15 protein-coding genes are annotated in these 18,636 nt (G+C 58.9%); 5 read left to right on the top strand and 10 right to left on the bottom strand.

What is annotated here, in order from left to right:
* Positions 1-440: 440 nt before the first annotated feature.
* The gene (locus ABIZ35_RS20870) at positions 441-1,925 is read left to right on the top strand and encodes a peptidase S10 (RefSeq protein ID WP_348221856.1); all 1,485 of its coding nucleotides are present in this window, start codon (positions 441-443) and stop codon (positions 1,923-1,925) included.
* A gap of 182 nt (positions 1,926-2,107) precedes the next feature.
* Here the strand turns inward: ABIZ35_RS20870 and ABIZ35_RS20865 are convergent, their stop codons facing one another.
* The 3 genes from ABIZ35_RS20865 to ABIZ35_RS20855 form a co-directional block, all read right to left on the bottom strand.
* Entirely contained in the window at positions 2,108-2,770 is a 663-nt protein-coding gene (locus ABIZ35_RS20865; RefSeq protein WP_348221855.1) for a dihydrofolate reductase family protein, read from the bottom strand.
* 244 nt (positions 2,771-3,014) lie between these two features.
* Entirely contained in the window at positions 3,015-3,935 is a 921-nt protein-coding gene (locus ABIZ35_RS20860; protein WP_348221854.1) for an ABC transporter permease, read from the bottom strand.
* A gap of 3 nt (positions 3,936-3,938) precedes the next feature.
* On the bottom strand, positions 3,939-4,361 hold the full coding sequence (locus ABIZ35_RS20855; RefSeq protein ID WP_348221853.1) for a hypothetical protein: 423 nt from the start codon (positions 4,359-4,361) through the stop codon (positions 3,939-3,941).
* Between the two features lie 105 nt (positions 4,362-4,466).
* Here ABIZ35_RS20855 and ABIZ35_RS20850 point away from each other — a divergent pair, with 105 nt between their 5' ends.
* Complete coding sequence (locus ABIZ35_RS20850; protein WP_348221852.1) at positions 4,467-4,862, top strand: hypothetical protein; 396 nt, start codon at positions 4,467-4,469, stop codon at positions 4,860-4,862.
* Here the strand turns inward: ABIZ35_RS20850 and ABIZ35_RS20845 are convergent.
* The 4 genes from ABIZ35_RS20845 to ABIZ35_RS20830 all read right to left on the bottom strand — a co-directional run bounded on the left by ABIZ35_RS20845 (position 4,837) and on the right by ABIZ35_RS20830 (position 8,542).
* A complete protein-coding gene (locus ABIZ35_RS20845) occupies positions 4,837-6,525 on the bottom strand; it encodes a HAMP domain-containing sensor histidine kinase (protein ID WP_348221851.1) in 1,689 nt (562 codons plus the stop codon). The genes ABIZ35_RS20850 and ABIZ35_RS20845 overlap by 26 nt on opposite strands.
* Before the next feature lie 30 nt (positions 6,526-6,555).
* Complete coding sequence (locus tag ABIZ35_RS20840; protein WP_348221850.1) at positions 6,556-7,080, bottom strand: hypothetical protein; 525 nt, start codon at positions 7,078-7,080, stop codon at positions 6,556-6,558.
* A gap of 380 nt (positions 7,081-7,460) precedes the next feature.
* Positions 7,461-7,643, bottom strand: a complete 183-nt coding sequence (locus tag ABIZ35_RS20835) for a transposase (RefSeq protein WP_348221849.1) — start codon at positions 7,641-7,643, stop codon at positions 7,461-7,463.
* Between the two features lie 668 nt (positions 7,644-8,311).
* Positions 8,312-8,542 carry a hypothetical protein gene (locus ABIZ35_RS20830; RefSeq protein WP_348221848.1) on the bottom strand — a complete coding sequence of 77 codons (231 nt, stop codon included), beginning with the start codon at positions 8,540-8,542 and terminating at the stop codon, positions 8,312-8,314.
* Positions 8,543-8,554: 12 nt separating this feature from the next.
* On the opposite strand from ABIZ35_RS20830, the gene ABIZ35_RS20825 reads away from it, so the two are divergent.
* Together ABIZ35_RS20825 and ABIZ35_RS20820 are read left to right on the top strand one after the other, a co-directional pair.
* Positions 8,555-9,529, top strand: coding sequence for a response regulator (locus ABIZ35_RS20825; RefSeq protein WP_348221847.1), 975 nt, complete (start codon positions 8,555-8,557; stop codon positions 9,527-9,529).
* Between the two features lie 33 nt (positions 9,530-9,562).
* Positions 9,563-12,751, top strand: coding sequence for a PAS domain S-box protein (locus tag ABIZ35_RS20820; RefSeq protein WP_348221846.1), 3,189 nt, complete (start codon positions 9,563-9,565; stop codon positions 12,749-12,751).
* 23 nt (positions 12,752-12,774) lie between these two features.
* Here the strand turns inward: ABIZ35_RS20820 and pgeF are convergent, their stop codons facing one another.
* Together pgeF and ABIZ35_RS20810 are read right to left on the bottom strand one after the other, a co-directional pair.
* The gene (gene pgeF / locus ABIZ35_RS20815) at positions 12,775-13,602 is read right to left on the bottom strand and encodes a peptidoglycan editing factor PgeF (protein WP_348221845.1); all 828 of its coding nucleotides are present in this window, start codon (positions 13,600-13,602) and stop codon (positions 12,775-12,777) included.
* 22 nt (positions 13,603-13,624) lie between these two features.
* Positions 13,625-15,658 (bottom strand): glycoside hydrolase family 15 protein, encoded by a 2,034-nt coding sequence (locus ABIZ35_RS20810; protein WP_348221844.1) that lies wholly within the window; start codon positions 15,656-15,658, stop codon positions 13,625-13,627.
* 109 nt (positions 15,659-15,767) lie between these two features.
* Here ABIZ35_RS20810 and ABIZ35_RS20805 point away from each other — a divergent pair, with 109 nt between their 5' ends.
* Positions 15,768-16,340 carry a hypothetical protein gene (locus ABIZ35_RS20805; RefSeq protein WP_348221843.1) on the top strand — a complete coding sequence of 191 codons (573 nt, stop codon included), beginning with the start codon at positions 15,768-15,770 and terminating at the stop codon, positions 16,338-16,340.
* A gap of 39 nt (positions 16,341-16,379) precedes the next feature.
* Here the strand turns inward: ABIZ35_RS20805 and ABIZ35_RS20800 are convergent, their stop codons facing one another.
* Positions 16,380-18,275, bottom strand: a complete 1,896-nt coding sequence (locus ABIZ35_RS20800; RefSeq protein WP_348221842.1) for a family 10 glycosylhydrolase — start codon at positions 18,273-18,275, stop codon at positions 16,380-16,382.
* Between the last annotated feature and the right edge of the window lie 361 nt (positions 18,276-18,636).

Here is an 18,636-nt window from a genome sequence, read left to right as displayed (position 1 = left end):
CGTTTCCTGTTTTATACTTTCCGTTGTATCGGGATGCTGTCAGTTGTATTGGTATGCTTTCAGTATACCAGTAGACCAAGAAATATAACGCCCTGAGAAGGGCGTTGCGCTATCCATCCACGCTCATCAATGAGCGGGACTTCCGCGCTTTTTGTTAAGCGCCATAAGTCACCCACCCCTTCCTATAAACAACACTCGAATTGTACCACGCAGGCGAGCTTAGTTTCCCATGCCTCCCGCGCCCCATCTCCAGCGCCGCCGGCGCGGCGGATTATGGCTGTCCCGTACAAATCACGTTTATCAAGAGTTTCGAAAAAATTACTTTGCTATCGTCTTGCAGGCTCAAAGAGTCACTAGAGGTTTTGTTGATCGAGGCCAGGTATCATCTCTGAGAGCAACGATCCACTTTTCACAATACCATCATTAAGAGAAACCACCCAATGAGCACCGAAACACCGGAACCGAAAGAATATGCAGCGCCGTCTGGAAGCAGCAAACGAATTGTATGGCGTGACGGAAAGGAAGAAGCCCTTGAGATAGATGTGGCGGCGGAATGGATCGTCCTGCGCAAGAAGGAAAAACCTGCGGCGGAAATCTTTCACACTTATTACAAGGTCGCAGATGCGAAAGTGCGCAGACCGGTCACATTTGTCTTCAATGGCGGTCCAGGGGCCGCGTCCGCCTATCTCCACATTGGGGGAATTGGACCTCAGCGCATCGCGTTTGGCCCAAATGGCGCGATGCCGCCGCCGCCGACCCGGCTTGTGGAGAACGCCGAAAGCTGGATCGAGTTCACGGATCTTGTCTTCGTGGATCCGGTGGGAACCGGGTTCAGCCGCGTCATTGAACCCGCAAAGAAGCTGGACGAAAAAGAGAAACCTGATCCGTCGAAAACGGTCGATGAGAAGGAATTTTATGCGCTGGAACGAGATCTGGAATCGCTGGGCGAGTTCATTGAGCGGTTCCTCTCCAAGCATAAACTCTGGGATGTTCCAATCTATATCGCCGGCGAAAGCTATGGCGGCTTCCGCAGCGCGAAACTCGCCCGCCGCCTCCAGGAAACCCACGGTGTCGGTTTGACGGCGGCGATTGCTATCTCCCCCGCCCTGGAGTTTTCCCTGCTGCAGGCGAACGATTATGATGTCCAGTCCTTCGTGGACCAGTTCTGTTCGATGTCCCTGGCGGCGGCGTTCCACAAGCGTTCGCGGATTCTTACGGGCGACGAACCTATTGAAACGCAGCGCGAAGCGATCGAAGCCTTCGCCACGGGAGAACTAGCGCGTGCGCTTCTGATCGGAACAGCCAACAATCGGGAAGAAAGCAAGCAGGTGTTTGCCAAAGCCGCGGATTTCCTGGGGCTACCCGAAGATCTGGTGCAGCGGGGGCATGGACGAGTGCCCTTCTGGCGATTTGCCCGCGAGCTTTTAAAATCCGAACAGAGAACGCTCAGCTATTACGATGCGTCGGCCACGGCGATTGATCCATTTCCCGATCGCGACGGAAACGAAGCGCCGGAGCCGGGACTGGCCGGTTCGCAGCGTCTCTTCGTGAGCGGTATCAATCACTTATTGCGCAGTGAGCTGAATGTTGAGACCGACCGCAAGTACGAGATCTTGAGCTACGATGTCAACCGGGAATGGAAGCGCGACGGCAACAGTCACGTCTTTGACGCCCCGGCGGGATCGATCGACGATCTGCGCTACGCCATGAGCGTAAACCCGCACATGAAAGTTCTCATCGCACACGGCTACTACGACATGGTCACGCCCTACTTCTCATCCGAGCGCCTCGCCGCACAGATGAAGCTCTTGCCCGAACAACAAGAGAACCTGTTCATCCAGCACTATCCAGGCGGCCACATGTTCTACACCTGGGACAAATCCCGCGCCGACTTCCGCGACTGGGTGCGGCGGCATTACGTCTGAGGCGACATGGTGACAGAATTGGCGCAAGTGCGGGAATATCTTGCGGATCACCTAGCAGTCCAACGCGATAGAAGGGCTAGATATGTTTTGGAGCCATTTCCCTCGAGAATATGAGAAATTCGCATTTATCCCTATCTACCGCGTCAGACTACTAGCCCCGCAAGATCACAAGCACTCGGTTGTTATGCGTCATTGCGCCCTTGGCGCCGGAGTACAACATGGGTGGCTTTCTCCGACGCAACGAACTGAACGCATTCGTATCCCAGAGTGCGCATGTCAATTCCCTCGAACAGTCGCTCTCCCCCGCCCAGCAGGACCGGCGATATCGCGACGTGCAGCTCATCGATGAGGCCTTCACGAAGATATTGCTGGATCGTGTTAGCTCCGCCGCCAATCCGCACATCCATTCCGTTGGCTGCGTCACGCGCCCGGTCAAGCGCCTCGTGAATACCGCCCGTGACAAAGTAGAATGTCGTTCCGCCTTCCATCTGGATGGGCGGGCGCGCGTGATGAGTCAAGATGAAAGTTGGAACGTGATACGGTGGGGTGTCCCCCCACCAGCCTTTCCAGTCCATGTCAGGCCAGGAACCGCGAATCGGTCCGAACATATTTCTTCCGAGAATCCAGGCGCCCACATTCTTGAAGCCTCGCGCAGCGAAGTCGTCATCGATCCCCGTTACGCCACCGTCGGCGCCAAATAGGGTCCGTTGGAACGTGCGTGTCGGGAGTAACCATTGGTGCAGATCTGTCCCGCCCAGGCCGAGTGGATTGCTGATGTCCTGATTCGGACCGGCTCCGTATCCGTCAAGCGAGATGGTAAAGCTCTCAACTCGGACGCGTGTCATTTTATGCTTCCTTTCGATTGACGCCTAACATTTGAGTGTGCAGTCATGATTGTCATTCTCCTTAAAGTCAATTCCCTTAAGGCTTCAATCATTTGTCGTGTGACAAGACAACAAATCGACATTCCTTCACGAAAAAACAACAAATTTCCGCGAGGCGCCTTATAGGGCCCGAACGGCGCTGTACCCAGGAGGGGATCCGGCAGTATGCAAAAATCGATCATGAATTTGTACGTCCCTGACGCCATTACCCCTGCCGCGCTCCGTCCCCCAGCGCCGCCGGCGCAGCGAACCTGCCCCGCCCTCGGAGGAGCAAAGCGGCGAGGGTAAGTAAGTATGGCAGGGCGAGGAAGAATTGGTAGGGGATGTGGGACGCGGTGGCCTGGAATTGGTATTGCAGGGCGCTGGCGAGGCCGAAGAGGAGGGCGGCGATCAGGACGCCGGCGGGGCGCCAGCGGCCGAGGATGACGACGGCGAGGGCGATGAAGCCGCGCCCGGCGCTCATGTTTTCGACGAAACCGTTGGTGTAGGCGATGCTGAGGTACGCGCCGGCGAGGCCGGCAAGCGCGCCGCCCCAGACGATGGCGAGGGTGCGGACGCGAGCGACGCGCACGCCGTTCGCGGCGGCGGCTTCGGGGTATTCGCCTGTCGCGCGCAGGCGCAGGCCGGCGACGGTCTTGGAGAGAAACAGAGCGCACGCGGGGACAAGAAGCCAGCTTAAGTAACCGAGAACGTTTTGCTCGAAGAGGGCGACACCGATGATGGGCAGCTTGTGCAGAGCGGGAATGGCCAGCGGTTCGAAGACGACGGCGCTGGCGCCGCTCTGGCTGAACTGGGCGCGAAAGAAGACGCCGGTAAGGCCGAGGGCCAGAATGTTGATCGCCGTGCCGGTAATTACCTGATCCGCGCGCAGACGGACGGCGAAGAGGGCAAACAGCAGGGCGAGCGCCGCGCCGGCGACGATGGCGGCCAGCAGTCCCAGCCAGGGCGAATGGGTGTGGTAAGAAACCGAGAAGCCCGCGAGCGCCCCCGCCAGCACCATGCCTTCGATGCCGACATTGATGACGCCCGCGCGCTCCGCCATCACCTCCCCGAGCGCGGCCAGCAGCAGCGGGGTGGCAAGGCGGACGCCGGTAATGAGCAGCCCGGTGATGATCAGGGCAGTCATGCGTTACGCGCTTTTCTTGTTCTTGATCTCGTTCAGATGGCGCTCTTCCTCAAGATCCAGCGCTTCCAGGCTCGTGCGCTGCGTCTCGCCCGTCGCCGGGACGAGGTCGGTGGTGGCGACCAGGATCGTGTAGCGCAGGGCGAACTTCTTCTCGGCGGCGCTCAGGCGGTTGCGCGCTTCGTCGGAAAGCGCGTCCAGCCACTTCTGGCGCTGGGCTTCCGAGCCTTCCGTGTGACGCGCGCGCAGGGTCGCGGGCAGCGTCGCCGGGTCGATATCCACCGCCGCCGTGCCGTCATCGTAGATTTTGGCGGCGATGCCGGTGAGCCTTCGATAATGATTGAAAAACAGCTGCGATTTGACGTCGGCGGCGACCGCCTCGCGGTCCACCACGGTCACTCGGTCTTTTTCCGCGATCAGCTTTGACATAATGCGTATTCCTCTTCGGGTACCATAGTCTCAAATCGGACGCTCCCCGCGCGGTTTGGCGGCGAACGCTTCTCGGGTAGATTGCTCTCGGAGATTATCGAAACTATGAACACCCTTTCCACTGTTGCAGACGTATTGCTTATTTTAGCATTTTTAGGCTTCGTTGGCGTACTGATCTGGCTCGGCGCAACGGCGGTTCACATAAAAAACTCAGTCGTGGGCAACGGCAAGAAGCTTTATATGCGTCCGGCCGCCTCCGCCAAGAACCTGATGGTCGCCGGAAAAGGGATCGTGCAGCAGGAAGGCGTCCGCGTCAAGCGCATTGGCGCGACCGGGAAAGTGGCGGTACATGCCGTCCAGGCCACGGTGGCGGAAGCAAAAGTCGCCGTGGAATCACTGCGGGAAGCCGAGATAGGCCCACTGCTGAAGCATGCGCAGCTGGCCGCGAAGTTCGCCGGCGTCGTCGCGCAGACAATCAAAGCGACGGCGAAGCAGGGATAAATCCATCAGTCGCCCGCGCCGCCACGCCGTTGTTTTCGATCTGCGTGGGCGCGGGCTGGCTGACCAGAACGTGATGCGTCTTCGGCAGCGTCACGGTAAAGATTGATCCGTGCTCCGGGGCGCTCTGGACGCGGATCGTGCCGCCGTGCGCATTGACCAGGGCGCGAGTGAGATAGAGACCGATCCCCGTCCCCAAGACGGGAAGACTCCCTGCCTTACCGACCCCGTTCGTCACATCCTGGATGCGATAGAACTTGTCGAAAACGTGCTCGGCCTGCTCGGGCGTCATCCCCATCCCCTCATCGCGCACGCTGATGTCCACGGAAGTCTCTTTATCGTCCACAATCAGCTCGACCAAGCCGCCGTCCGGTGAATATTTGATCGCGTTGCTCAGCAAGTTGATCAGGATCTGCTCGAACTTATCGACATCCCCTTCGATCGGAACGGGCTGCTCCGGCGCGGTGAGAAAGAGCCGATGCTTCTTCGTATGCGTCCGCATGATCTCCAGCACCTTGGAAGATGGGCTGCGGACATCGAAGGTGCGCACATGCATGACGACCGGCCGACCCGCCTCCACACGGCTGTTGTCGAGCAGTTCATTGGTCATGCGCAGCAATCGCTCGCACTCTTCCTTGATGATGCCGTAAATCTCGGCGCGCTCTTCTTGCGAAACCCCAGCCCCTTCCGGCGTGTCCATGATGTCCAGCGTTTCGATGAATCCCTTGACGGCGGTCAACGGGTTGCGCAGCTCGTGCGAGGCGAAAGAAACGAACTCGGCGCGCAGGGCGTCGGCTTCCTTCAGACGCTGCGCCATGCGGTTCAACTCGTGAGCCAGATCCTGCATTTCGTCGCGGCTGTGGACACCGCGCAGGCGGTAATTGAGATCGCCCTTGCCGATGCGTCGCAGCGCTCCGCCCATCTGGTTGACAGGTTCGATCAGATTTCGCGCCAGGAAGAACGACACGATGGCGCTGCTGGCGACAATCGCCACGAACAGCACGATCAGCGGACGATCGAGGTTCTGATAGGCCATCTGGACGATCGCGGGATCGATCCCGACAAGGTCGCGCAGACTGAGCTGAATGACCGCCGCCACGGACAGGGTGACGAGCATCATCAGCAGAACGCTGAAGATGGAAAAGGCGAGGGTGAACTTGTCCGTCAGCCGCACGCGCAGCACGGTTCGGGTCAGCCAGCGCCAGAGCAGCCACATGCCAATGTCCATGGCGACCATCGAGACCAGCATCATGGGGCGGACGCCGTTGATGGGAGCAAAGCTATGGGGAAGACTGCCGCTGGCGTTCAGCAGCAGCACCGCCTCGCCCAGCAGCAAAAGAGCGAAGGCGAGGCTGACCAGCGGACGACGGCGCAGGCGACGCGGGGTGCTGGCGAGCAGCAGGACATAGCCGCCCATCCGGGTGATCGAAACAATGTCGATCAGATGGATGCCCTGTCCATTGTCGCTGACGGCGGAGATCAGCGCGGCGACCGTAACGCAGGCGAAACCGGCGGAGCGGCAGGCGTGGAGCCAGTGGCTCTGTCGCCAGAGAGCACGGGTTGCCCCATGCGCGGCGTAATACAGCCAGCTGCGGAGCGAAAGATACGCGAGCGCGCTGCTGGTGGCGAACAGATAGAAGCCAAGTAGGAACGCCAGTATGCGCATGGGGACGATCTCTCCGCGAGACGCCGCGGCTTAATGCGCGAGCGGCGCCAGCTTGGGCATCACGACGGGCGGGATAGTGCTTCCCGAACCGGGATTATCGTCCAATCCTACGGATTTTCCATCCACCATAATTCCCACATCGTTCACGGACTGCGCGGCAGGCGAGCGGTCGGCGGCGGGAACGTCAACGTTCACCACCTGCACACTCACGGCGCCATGGCTGTCCTGGGCGATCTTTCGCACGGCTGCGAGGGTCTGGTTAAGGTTCTGGGTCGCGGCCTGGTTCTCCGGCGTGTAAGTCCAGCCGACCACGATCTTGTGCTTGGCCGTGGCGGGGTCGCCGATCTGTTCTTCGGAGGGAATAGGATCGCCGTTCCGGCTCGGAATCGAGATCCTGGCCCCGGGCGGCGCCGGCTTCGGCGGCTCCTTTGCCTGTGACTGCTGCTGCTCATCCTCATCATGATCCGGACGTGCGTTGCTATTCATTCCTTTCGACAAAAACGAAAGCGCGGCGATGAGTACGAGTATGACGACGATTGGTCCTGCGAACTTCATAAATCTCTCCTGTCGTTCTCATGATACGAGAAATTGTGGCGACTGTCAAGAAGAGATACGGGCGCCGGATTTCTTGCTTGAATGCACGCTTCCTTCATCACAATCACTGAAATACGGCGTAAACGCATAAATCAGTAGCCTATACTACCTCCATTCACTTTTCCAAAGGATTTTCAAGCGTGTGACAGGATAATCAAATTCCCACGACGAACTGTATTCATGAAGACTACTCATCGGAGCAAATTTTCAGTCGACACGGTGCTCACCCAACCAAGGCTTCAATGTTGAAGATGCTGCTGCAACGCGCCACCGTAATCATGAATAGTCTGCGATATCTGGTGACAACTCCCCGCTCATAAATGAGCGGGCTTCTACGCTAACTAGTTAGCGACGCATTGTTGTCCCAATGCGTTTATGTTGACGGCGGCATTGGTGTCTCGGTCTAATACCAAGCCGCACATCGGGCAATGATGCCATCGCTCAGACAGTTTCTTTTTGGCCCTGTATCCACAGGCAGAACAGTCTTGCGATGTGTACGCAGGATGGACGGCAACGACCAGCACTTTCAGCCTTCATCGTTAGGGCATTACGGAACTGCGTCCACGAAGCATCGGAAATAGATTTCGCAAGGCAGTGGTTTTTGACCATACTCTTGACGTTGAGTTTCTCAACCGAGAGTAAAATTCGCACTCAGCGGGCTGTTGTTTTTGCTACCTTTGCTAGGACCGATGTTTTATTTTCTCACGGAAGTCAATTCGAGGATCAATTTGTCAGTCTGAAGATCGAACGAGTAGCGCTGGATGCTCCGAATCGTTTGGCTTTACGGGGATATTCTACAGCACCAGCAATTGGCTGACCTTCTAAATTTCGGTGTACAAAAAACCTCGCTCGCGCAAATTGACGGCGTGAGCGACGCCGACATCGCCGCGATTGACGCCATTGCACGACACCATTTGGATGGGTGGATGATCGGCGCCGACTGGCGCAAGGTGAAAAACGATTGGAATGTCCTGAAAATGCCATTCCAACGGAAAGACGCGAGAAAATCCAGGAGCGTCATTCCGCACATTGCTCGATCAGGGGCGCGCCCATGCAGCGCCTGCTCCGCGCCGCGTCCGCGCGGGGATTGCTGCCGGCGACCATCTCCAGTCTCTACGCTATGTTTGCTCCGGCGCCCAATTCTTATATAAAACAACTTCGGCCGCCACTTGCATCCCATCCGCAGATAGACTTACCGAGAGAGAAATTGGATCTTCTCAAATTGATCCATATGGGCTATTCGTACACAGAAATTGCCGAAATCCTCTCCATTTCGCAAAACACCGTAAAAACGCACATCAAAAATTTTTATCTCAAACTCAATGCCGGAAACCAGATGCAGGCGATCGCGCGCCAGAGATTTCGGCGCCATCCTTGTAAAATCGCACCCGAATATCAGGTAATAACGCAGCAGTATCGCCACGGAGAAGAATTCATGAACAATGGCGCGATTTTAGTGGTCGACGATACGATGGAATCTCTCAAGCTATTGACGGACATTCTCAGCGCGGAAGGATACCATGTACGGCCCGCCGATAGTGGACAGCTCGCATTGGCCTCCATCGCGGTGCGCCCGCCAGATCTCATATTGCTAGACATCCGAATGCCGGAGATGGACGGCTTCGAGGTTTGCAGGCGCGTCCGAAGCTCGTCGGCGACGCGGGACATTCCGATTATCTTTATCAGCGCGACCCCGGAAGTGGACGAACGCGTGGAGGGGTTACGGCTGGGCGCCGTAGACTTTATCACGAAGCCATATCAGCGGGAAGAGTTATGCGCGCGCGTCAAAACCCACCTGGAGCTATCCCGTCTGCGCTCCCAATTAGAGCAGCTTGTCGCCGCGCGCACTGCCGATCTGAACGACGCCAACGAAAAGCTTCGCCATGCCGCGCACCAACAGAGAAGATTTTTACGGGATATGCTGGCTAGCGTTACCGATGGAACGCTCCTCCTCTGTCACGATGACGCGGATCTGCCTGTTCCTCTGGCGCCTTACGGCGCTCCGATTTTCCTCTCGGCGACGAGTGGGTTGTGGGCGCTCCGCAAATGCGCGCGCGATGCCGCCGACTACATCGGCATGTCGGGCGAGCGCGGCGCCGACGTCGTTACCGCGGCGCACGAAGCAGGAATGAATTCCGTCGTTCACGCGGGAAACGGCGTGGCCCAGGTCTTTACCGCCGCCGAGATCGAGAAAGTCCAGGTTCGGATCGACGACTCAGGACCGGGGATCTCGCTGGATAACCTGCCGCAGGCGACGCTGCAAAAGGGCTTCACCACTGCGGGGACGCTGGGACATGGGATGAAAATGATGCTGTCCCTGGCGGATCGGGTTTTTCTCAGAACCGGCCCCACGGGAACGACGATTGTATTGGAACAGAACGCAAAAAAACCGGTTGGGATTTTCCGGTAATGGAAGCGCGCCTGCATGGAGGGAACGGCTGGAATGAATAGACTTCTTACCTTCCCAGTGTTTGAAGACGAGGAAAAAACGCGCAGGGCAAGCATGCTGAATACGATGCTGCTCTGCATTATCGCCCTGCTGATCTTGGGAACGCTCACGCCCTTATTCGCGGGAGGAATCGCGCGCCGGATATGGCTAGACGGCAGCGCGATCCTGATCTTGTTCGCCGCGCTCATTCTAAACCGCCGTGGCCGTCTGGAAGGAGCCGCAATCACTTTCTTAGGCATCTTGTGGTGCTCGCTAACGCTAGGCGCGTTTACCGCCCATGGCGTCCACGCCCCCGCAGTGGCCGCCTATACGCTCGTGATTGCCTGCGCGGGCTTGCTTCTGGGCTGGCGTTCTCTCGTCTTTTTCACGGCGATCAGCATTCTCAGCAGCGTTGTCATGGCCTTCGCGGAAATGCATGGCCGATTGCTTGATACCGGCGTCGTTCACAATCCCATCAGCCTTGCCGGAAGCGACTCTATGATATTCGTGATGATGGCGCTGCTCATGGCCATCGCGATGCGGAGCATCCAGGAGGCGCTTGCGCGCGCGCGCCAGGAAGTGGACCAGCGTCGCGCATCGGACCTCGCGCTGATGCTGAGCGAAGAGCGGTATCGAGCATTGGCGCAGAACTTGCCTAACGGCGCGGTGATGCTGTTCGATGCGGACTTACGATTCACCCTGGCTGCGGGCGCCGGCCTGGACGACGTGGGTCTGGCAGCGGCCGGTCTCGAAGGAAAGACTTTGTGGGAAGCTCTCCCACCAGAGACTTGCCGGCTTGTGGAGCCGGTATACCGCGCCGCGCTCGCGGGCGATTCCGTCGTCGAGGAGATTCCCTTCCTCGACCGATTATACTCGGTTCATGCGGCGCCAATACGGAACGCTTCCGGTGAAGTAACGTGCGGGATGGTGATGACGCAGGATATTACCGCTCGAAAGCGAGCGGAGGACGCGGTGCGAAACAGCGAGGAAAAATTCCGCAGGATTTTCGAAACGATGGCGGACGCCTACATCATGGCCGGCATGGATGGCGCGATCGTTTCCGTGAACCCGGCGCTGGTAAAATTGCTGGGATATAAATCCGCGGAAGAAATCATCGGGCTCAATACGGGGCGGGATATTTATGTGCATCATCATGAGCGCAGCGCCGTCATTGCGGTTCTGAAAAGCGCGGGCGCGGTACAGAGTTACCCACTCCAGTTTCGGCGGAAAGACGGTTCGGTGATCTTCGCCGACTGCAATATCCATTTCGTTTACGATGATTTCGGGCAGCCCGCCGCTGTCGAAGGCACTATACGCGATATTACGGAGCGCAAGCGGTTCGAGGAAATCCTCCAGCAAAGCGAACGCCGTCTCGCGCTCGCGCAGCGGATTACCGGCGCCGGCGTCTGGGACAGGGATCTTCAGAGCAATCGCCTCATCTGGGACGATCAAATGTTTGAAATCTACGGAGTCTCTTCAGCGCAGCTGATGGAGTACGAACAGTGGCGGTCGCTCGTCGCGCCGGAGAATCTGGCCGGCGTCGAAGCCGCATTAGAAAAATCCCTCGAATCCCACGGGGCCGAGTATTACGAATTTAAGATCGTTCGGCCGGATGGCGCCGTCCGAGACATCGGCAGCCAGCGGATTGTTTTACGCGATGACGACGGGACGGCGGTCCGGATGATCGGCGTAAATCAGGATATCACTGAGCGGAAACATTCGGAAGAGAGTCTGCGGCAGTACAAAGATCGCCTAGAGGATCTCGTGGATCAGCGCACGGTCGAGCTGACGGCGGCCAGAAACCAGGCGGAGGCCGCGAATCACGCCAAGAGCGTTTTCCTGGCGAATATGAGCCATGAGCTGCGCACACCGCTGAACGCGGTTCTTGGTTTTTCTTATCTCATGCTGATTGCCCCGGATATTTCGCCGGAACAGCGCAAAACGCTGGACATTATTAACCGAAGCGGTGACCATTTGCTGCACTTGATCAATGATGTGCTTGATGTCGCCCGAATCGAAGCCGGGCGGGAAGTCGTGAAGCCGATCGACTTCGACCTGGAAAGCGCCATCCAAGATGTCACCGATATGATGCGGATCCGGGCGGAACAGAAACAATTGCAGCTGATTGTGGAGCAATCCGATCAGGCGCCCCGGTTCGTACGCACGGACCAAACCAAACTGCGGCATATCCTTATCAACCTGATCGGAAACGCCATTAAGTTTTCCGAACGGGGAAGCGTCATTCTTCGTATCGATGTCGCCGGAGACGCCAAATCCCATCCCATGGATCTGATTTTTGAGGTAGAGGATACAGGATATGGGATCTCCCCGGAAGATCAGGCGAGCATTTTTGAGCCATTCTTCCAGGCCGGGACGCCGACCGAGCAAATGGGAACCGGCCTCGGGCTCACGATCACGAAACAGTTCGTGGAGCTCATGGGCGGGTCCATCAACGTGCAAAGCATTCTCGGCGCGGGATCCTGTTTTCGAGTGACCATTCCCGTGGCGATGGGAGAAAGCGCCGCGATCCCGGCGACGCAAAAACAACTCGGGCGAGTAATTCGCGTCGCGCCGAATCAGCCGAATTACAGGATACTGATTGTCGAAGATCAGATCGCGAACTCGACGATCCTGCAAATGCTGCTGGGCAGCGCCGGCTTTCTAACAAAAGTGGTCGAAGACGGCGCGCAAGCGATCGAGCAATTTCGAAACTGGCGGCCGGACTTTATCTGGATGGATCGGCGGATGCCGGTGATGGATGGAATGGAGGCGACAAAGCGCATCCGGGCGATAGAAGGCGGAAACGATGTCCGGATCGTCGGGTTGACCGCCTCCGCATTTGCCAACGAGCAGGACGAACTGCTCGCGTCTGGAATGGATGACTGTATCGGCAAGCCATTCCGACCGAACGAAATATTTGAGTGCATGGCCCGGCAGTTGGGGGTTCAATACGAGTATGAAACGGCCGCGCCGGCCCCTATCTCCCCTGGGGTGTTATCCCCGGAGGCCATCGCATCGCTACCCGAAGAGCTCAAGGTCGAGCTGAAGAACGCGCTTCTTGCGTTGGACATAGGCCAGATTGCCTCGATCGTCCAGCGTATCGCCAGTCAAAACGCGGCCCTCGGAAGAACGCTCCAGGAGCACGCCGATGCCTTTGCTTACACCTCCATGCTTCAGGCGTTGCAGGGGAAGGTCGGCGTCTGACGGGTGAAATGAGCGTACGACCGCTATGGCCTCTGGGAAGCCGACGCCCTGCGGACGCCGAGATAGGCCGCCATGCGCCCCGTGACGCCGTCGCGGCGATAGGAAAAGAAATCACTCTCGTCGCGGCAGGTGTCCTCGCCGCTCACGAGGATATTTTCCGGGCTCATCCCCGCCGCCACAAGCTGGCCGAACAAGACGCGCCGCAGGTCGAGATGGAACTTCCCTTCCTGCGCAAAACTCGGCTCCACGGCGTCCGGCGCGAGCGCCTGAAAAACCCCGGCGACCTCCGGCCCCACGACATAACTCTCCGCCGCGATGGACGGCCCGATGGCGGCGATACACGTTCCCGGCTGACACCCCAGCTCTCGCTCCATCGTCTGCAAGGTCTTCGCCGCGATGTTCGCCGCCGTTCCGCGCCACCCGGCGTGCGCCAGACCAACGGCGTAGGTCAATCGATCGAAAAAGTAGACAGGAACGCAATCGGCGAACCAGAGCGCCAGAAGCACATCACGCGAAGCCGTCACCAGTGCGTCCGCGCCCGCCACGGGGATTTGACTTCCCGACGTCACGACCGCCACCACGTCCCCATGGACTTGTTCCGCCATCGCCACTTGAGTTTCTTCAAACCCAAGACTGCTCCAGAGCCGCCGTCTGTTTTCCTGGACGTCTTCCCAATTGTCCTTGACATGCGTTCCCAGGTTCAGCGCGTCATAAGGCGCAGCGCTGACCCCGCCATGACGCGTGGTGAAGCCCTGGACGACACCCGGCGTCCAAGCCATCGCCGACGCCTGATAGACGGGCAGTTCTCCGCCGGCAGCCCGCTCCCAGGATGCTTGATTCCAATACGCCATCGTTCTTCAGACTCCCACGATCCTACTCCGCCATCTCGTACAGGTCCATATCGCCCGAAAGCAGCGCTTCCTTGGTCGCCGCTTCGCACAGATGGTCCAGCTTGGCGATGTATTCACGGACGGTCATGACCACGGTGGCGTGCGACCATGTCAGCGGCGATACGGAGATCGGGCCGCCGCTGTAGGGGTGGAGTTGTTCGGCGAGGACTCCCGAGTCCAGCGTGTGTTTGCGGACCCAGTCCAGGATTTCCAGGGCGCGGGATAGGTCGGGGAGGCTTTTGGCCTTGGCGATATACCACTCGGCAAGCCAGAGGGTGCAGATGATCCAGGGGTTGCCCGGGACATTCGCGATGTCCTCGCTCACCTGGTGGTAGTAGTCGTTCTCGTAGCGCGCCACGCCGCCGATATCCGTCCGGCACCAGAGGCGCTGCTCGATCTGCTGCATCGTGGAAACGACCATGGGATCGTCGGCGGCGAACATGCCGAATTGGAAGACGCCATAAAGACTGCTGTCGATGTTGACGTCGGCGTCAATGACGCCGGTATGGCGATCCACCGTGATTCGCCGCACAAAGCGCTGACGCTCCGCGTCCCAGAGATGTTTGGCGGCGGCTGCCTTAATTTCATCGCGCGCCAGATTGAACTTATCCACGCGCTCAAAGTCGCCGAAGGTCTCGGCGAACAGGGCGGCGGCGTTCAGCCCCGCCCACACAGCCGCCACCGTGAAGGTATGGATGCCGTGCCGCTCTTCCCAAAGGTCGTAGGAAGCGCCGGGCAAGCCCGTATGCTTGTCCCGGTAAGTCGCCAAGAATTCGCCGGCCGTTCGGATCAACGGCGAATAAAGCGGACGGATGAACTCGACATCGCGATAACGCTGATAGTGCTCCCACAGCGCCCAGATGACCAGGGCGGTCTCGTCTTCCTGGATGGGAAGCTGCGGGTTGCCTTCGCTGTCGGTCCAGGGATGCCACGATGAGCCGAGCGACTTGTCCGGGTTGTACTTGTGCAGCAAATACCCCTCGGGCAGCAGTACGTCCTTGCAGAAGTTGTAGAAATTGCGCGTGACGTCGGGCTGTCCGGCCAGATCGAGCGCATACGCGACGAGGGCGCCGTCGCGCGGCCACATATAGGAGTAGGTGTCGTTGTTGAAGTCGAGGTAATCGCTGTCGTTCGCCGCAAGAATGGCGCCGCGGTTGTCGATCTGCGTGCGCAAGATCAGCAGCGATTGCTTGTAAAGAGTGACGATGGCGTCGGGGAGATCGCCATAGGGGATATCGTCCTTGTTGACCCATCGGTTCCAATAGGTACGGACCCGGTGGATAAAGAACTCGGCGCCGCGCTCTTTCACCAGCGCGTCGATCAGCTTGACGCCCGCGTAATCCTCGGCGGCCGCCAGCCAGTAATACACCGTCGCGGTGCGGTCCAATTGAATATGCGCGCCAATGGTGCTGTCGACCGCGCCCTGGGCGATCGGGTTCATCTCCAGCACGCCATCCTCGGCGTCGCGCCACGTTCCCTCCGCGCCGTGCGCGCGGGAGACGCCAACCGCGTAGTGGTGGACGCCCTGCCGGGGCGGATCGCCGTCCACGCACACATTCGCCAGCATCCAGCACTTGCCCTTGTAATGGATCATCGCCTGAAGGTTCGGCGCATAGTACGCCGTGTTCCCCTCGGAGGACGCCCAGAGGTTGAAGTCATGATGCCAGAACAAACGCACGTCACGCGGCATCGGCAGAAGATTTTCGATCTCGACCTTGCGCACATAGAGGTCGCGGTCGAAATCCACGCAGTCGTGGCACTTGAGCTGGATCCCCAGCCCCCAGTGCGTAGCGGTGACCTCGGTCACAAGCGTTTCATTCTCGTACTTCAGCGTCTTTTGCCAGGAGGGCTCGTGGATCCAGGACATTTGCCCGTCCACCCACACGCCGAAACGGCAGGCTTGGCCGCGCGTGTGGTTCTCCAATCCGACGTAGGGAAAGTAAACGTCTCGCAGTGTGTATCGGGAATCGAACGTTATTAAAAGATTACCGTTGGCAATCGGAATATCGCGTGGCATTTGCTGTTCAGCGCGGCGTGCATTTGCGCTGCCCTCTCATGGCTCAATTATACCACGTGTCCCCGTCGGCGTTTGTTGACTGTGCGCAGCACATCTGTCATAATACGGTATGACCAAAGTGCGAAAATTGCGCCCGCGCCACTCCGACCGTCCCATGGCGCTGGCGATCGTTTTGGGCGCCCTGAGCGTGCTGGCCGTGAGCATGTTTTACGTACTAGTCGAGCTTCTCATCCCAGGCTCGGCAATCCGTAACTTCGTCGACTTGGTTTCCGGCAACCAAAGCCCCACCCTGACAAGCAGTCCTCTCTACATGCGGCTTCTGGACGATATCCATCGGCAGATGATCTTCGAAGAGCCGATCGCCTACTTCCTCGGCGGGTTGGTCATCGGCCGCATCATCTCGCGCCGCTATTCCCAGGCGCAAGCGCTGCTGGCCGGCGGGGTTATGGCGCTTATCCTCAACGTCATCGCGCTTGCAAGCCTGTGGGGGAATGTGCTGGTGACCCAGCACGGCCACTTGAAACCCGGGCAGGTCGATACGAAATTGGAGCTGATGCAGACCTTGCTGGCGGTGTTATGGATCGGTGTTTGCGTTCTCGGCGTGGAAGTCGGCCTTCGCTGGCGGCTCTCGGCCGAACGACGTGCCGAGGCGCAAATGACGCCCGCCGCGTCTCAGCGCTGATCATCGCTTCGCAGCACGGCGGTGAAGGCGCCGTGGACATCAATCCCGGCGCGCCCCCAGCCATCGCACGGCGGACGCTTTTACTATGGGAACACCGCCCTCGTGGCTCACGGTCCCGGTGATCGCCAGCAAGTCCCCGCGCACGGTCGGGGGAATCAGCCCCGGTGAATCGACACGCACCAGCGCTGTGCCTCCCGGATCGGACACATAAAAGAAATCGCCCATGCGATCCGATCCGTTCGTGACCACGGCGTTGACCAGCGTCACGCTCTCCCCGTCGGCAACTTTGCCGATTCCCGCGACCGGCCGACGCGGCAGCCCCGGCGTTATCCTCAAAGTCTCGCCCGCATGAACCTTGAACGTTCCCAAATCGGCTTTGGCTGCGCCGTTCTCCCACGATGCTGTATATGTTCCCGGCGTCACGCCGATCATCGCAAAGAACCCGTTGCCGTCGGCGCGCGCCTGTCGGCGTCCGCCATGCGCGCGCCGGAGTGTGATCACCGCCCCATCGCGCGGCGCAAGGCCGTCCGGCGCCAGCAGCACGCCCTGTACAATCCCCGCCGCTGGGTGAGACTTCCAGGGCATCGATGGGATCGGGACATCTTTTTTGTAAATCCCGGACTCCGCAAGCGCCCCATAAAACGCTTCGTTGTACTGATGGATCCCATCAGGCGCGGCCGCATCAGCGTCCGTACTGGCGTACGAATACAGAAGCGTCCCCGCCAAATGCGCGCTGCTCGGCGACGGCGCGCGCGTCTCGTTGATCTGCCACAGCGATTCCGGGATGGAGTTCATATAGATCGCCGTACCCATCGCCGCCCGCCGCCCATACTGGTGGTCCTTTAGAAACGCGCTCCACTGATACCAATGGTCCCGGTGACGCCCGCTGTTCATATAAGTCATCCCGCAGTCGAGATCGAGAATCCCTTCGCGCATCCAGTCCCGCCACGGCGCGAAGACGCCCGTGTACGAGGCGCTCTTCGCTTCATATTCGGCGTCGTTCGCTGGCCCCTTGCCCCAGCAGATCGTCGCGGCGCTCACGATCACCGAGGGACGCACCGCAGTCGCGCTCGCATAGACACGACGCACGAGCGCCGTAACTTGATCGCGGCGCCACTGCTTCCAACGCTCGTCATCCCAGGCCGGGTCGCCCATTGTCCCATAGCGTGCATTATAACGCGCAATCGAGACAGGATTATATCCCCAATGCCCGACGGTCTTGTCCGTTCCCCCATAGCGGATAAAGTCCATATGGACGCCGTCAACATCGTAATGCCGCACGATATCCGTATAAACGCGAACGGTCCAGTCCGCCGCTGCGGGATTGCCGGGATCGATCTTCGTCACTTCCGAATCGAACGTCTCCTTCGTATCCGAAAGCGAGATCCAGTCGGGATGCAGCTTGGGCAGGGCGCGCGGCCCTTTGTTCCCGCCGACCGCGCAGGCGTTCACCCACGCATGCACTTGAATTCGCGGCAGCCCTGATTGATGCGCGTGACGGACCAGATAATCCAGCGCATCGAAATGCGAGGCATCATCGTCCGCCCACGGCTCATACGACGACCGATAGTAAGCATCCGCCCGCTTACGCATCTGCACGAACACCGCGTTCATATGCAATTGCCGTACCCGCGCCAGCAACGCATCGCATTGCGCGGGCGTCTTGAACCCCTCATTGAACCCATCCACCCAGAATGCCCGCAGTTCCGGCTTTTGCGCCCCATAGTCCTTACGCGGAGGGGGAGGATCGACCGGCTTTGGAGGAACGACCGGCTTCGGCGCAGGCTGGGGAGCCACAGGGACAACCGGAGCGGCGTCCGCAACACGAACGGGCGCTTTCGGAGGAGCGGCGATAGGCGTCACCACCGGCTGAACGGCGCAGCCAGCGACGCCGAGCGTACTGGCGACAAGGGAAAAAAGACGAACGATTGGCACGGAATGCTCCTTGGCGGGGCGAGGGAATTAGGAACATTATAGCAACGTCCCAGGTTACCGGTCAACCGTGCAGGCATTGGGAGAGAAATACGACAGGGATACGAACAGCTGTACTATTTGAAGAGGTATATTGAATGGCAAGAGGCCAGCCGCAGGAACGGCTGACCTCCTAGTTCCAAGGAAAGGAGGTGAACCCTTTGCCTAGAACGAAACAACGGCGATTTTACGTCGCCATCAAGTGGATTACTGCGATTATATCACTAATCGCTGCGATCTGGCATCTCGTTAAGTAACGGGCTGCCCCCGAAGCAGTGTTAACGCACTGCTTCGGGACTTTTGAGAATGCTTAGAATCTATATAC

This window comes from Capsulimonas sp., assembly GCF_039929585.1.
Taxonomy (GTDB): Bacteria; Armatimonadota; Armatimonadia; order Armatimonadales; family Capsulimonadaceae; genus Capsulimonas.
The sequence above is the reverse complement of the archived record's forward strand: the minus strand, read 5'-3'. Positions and strand labels throughout refer to the sequence as shown.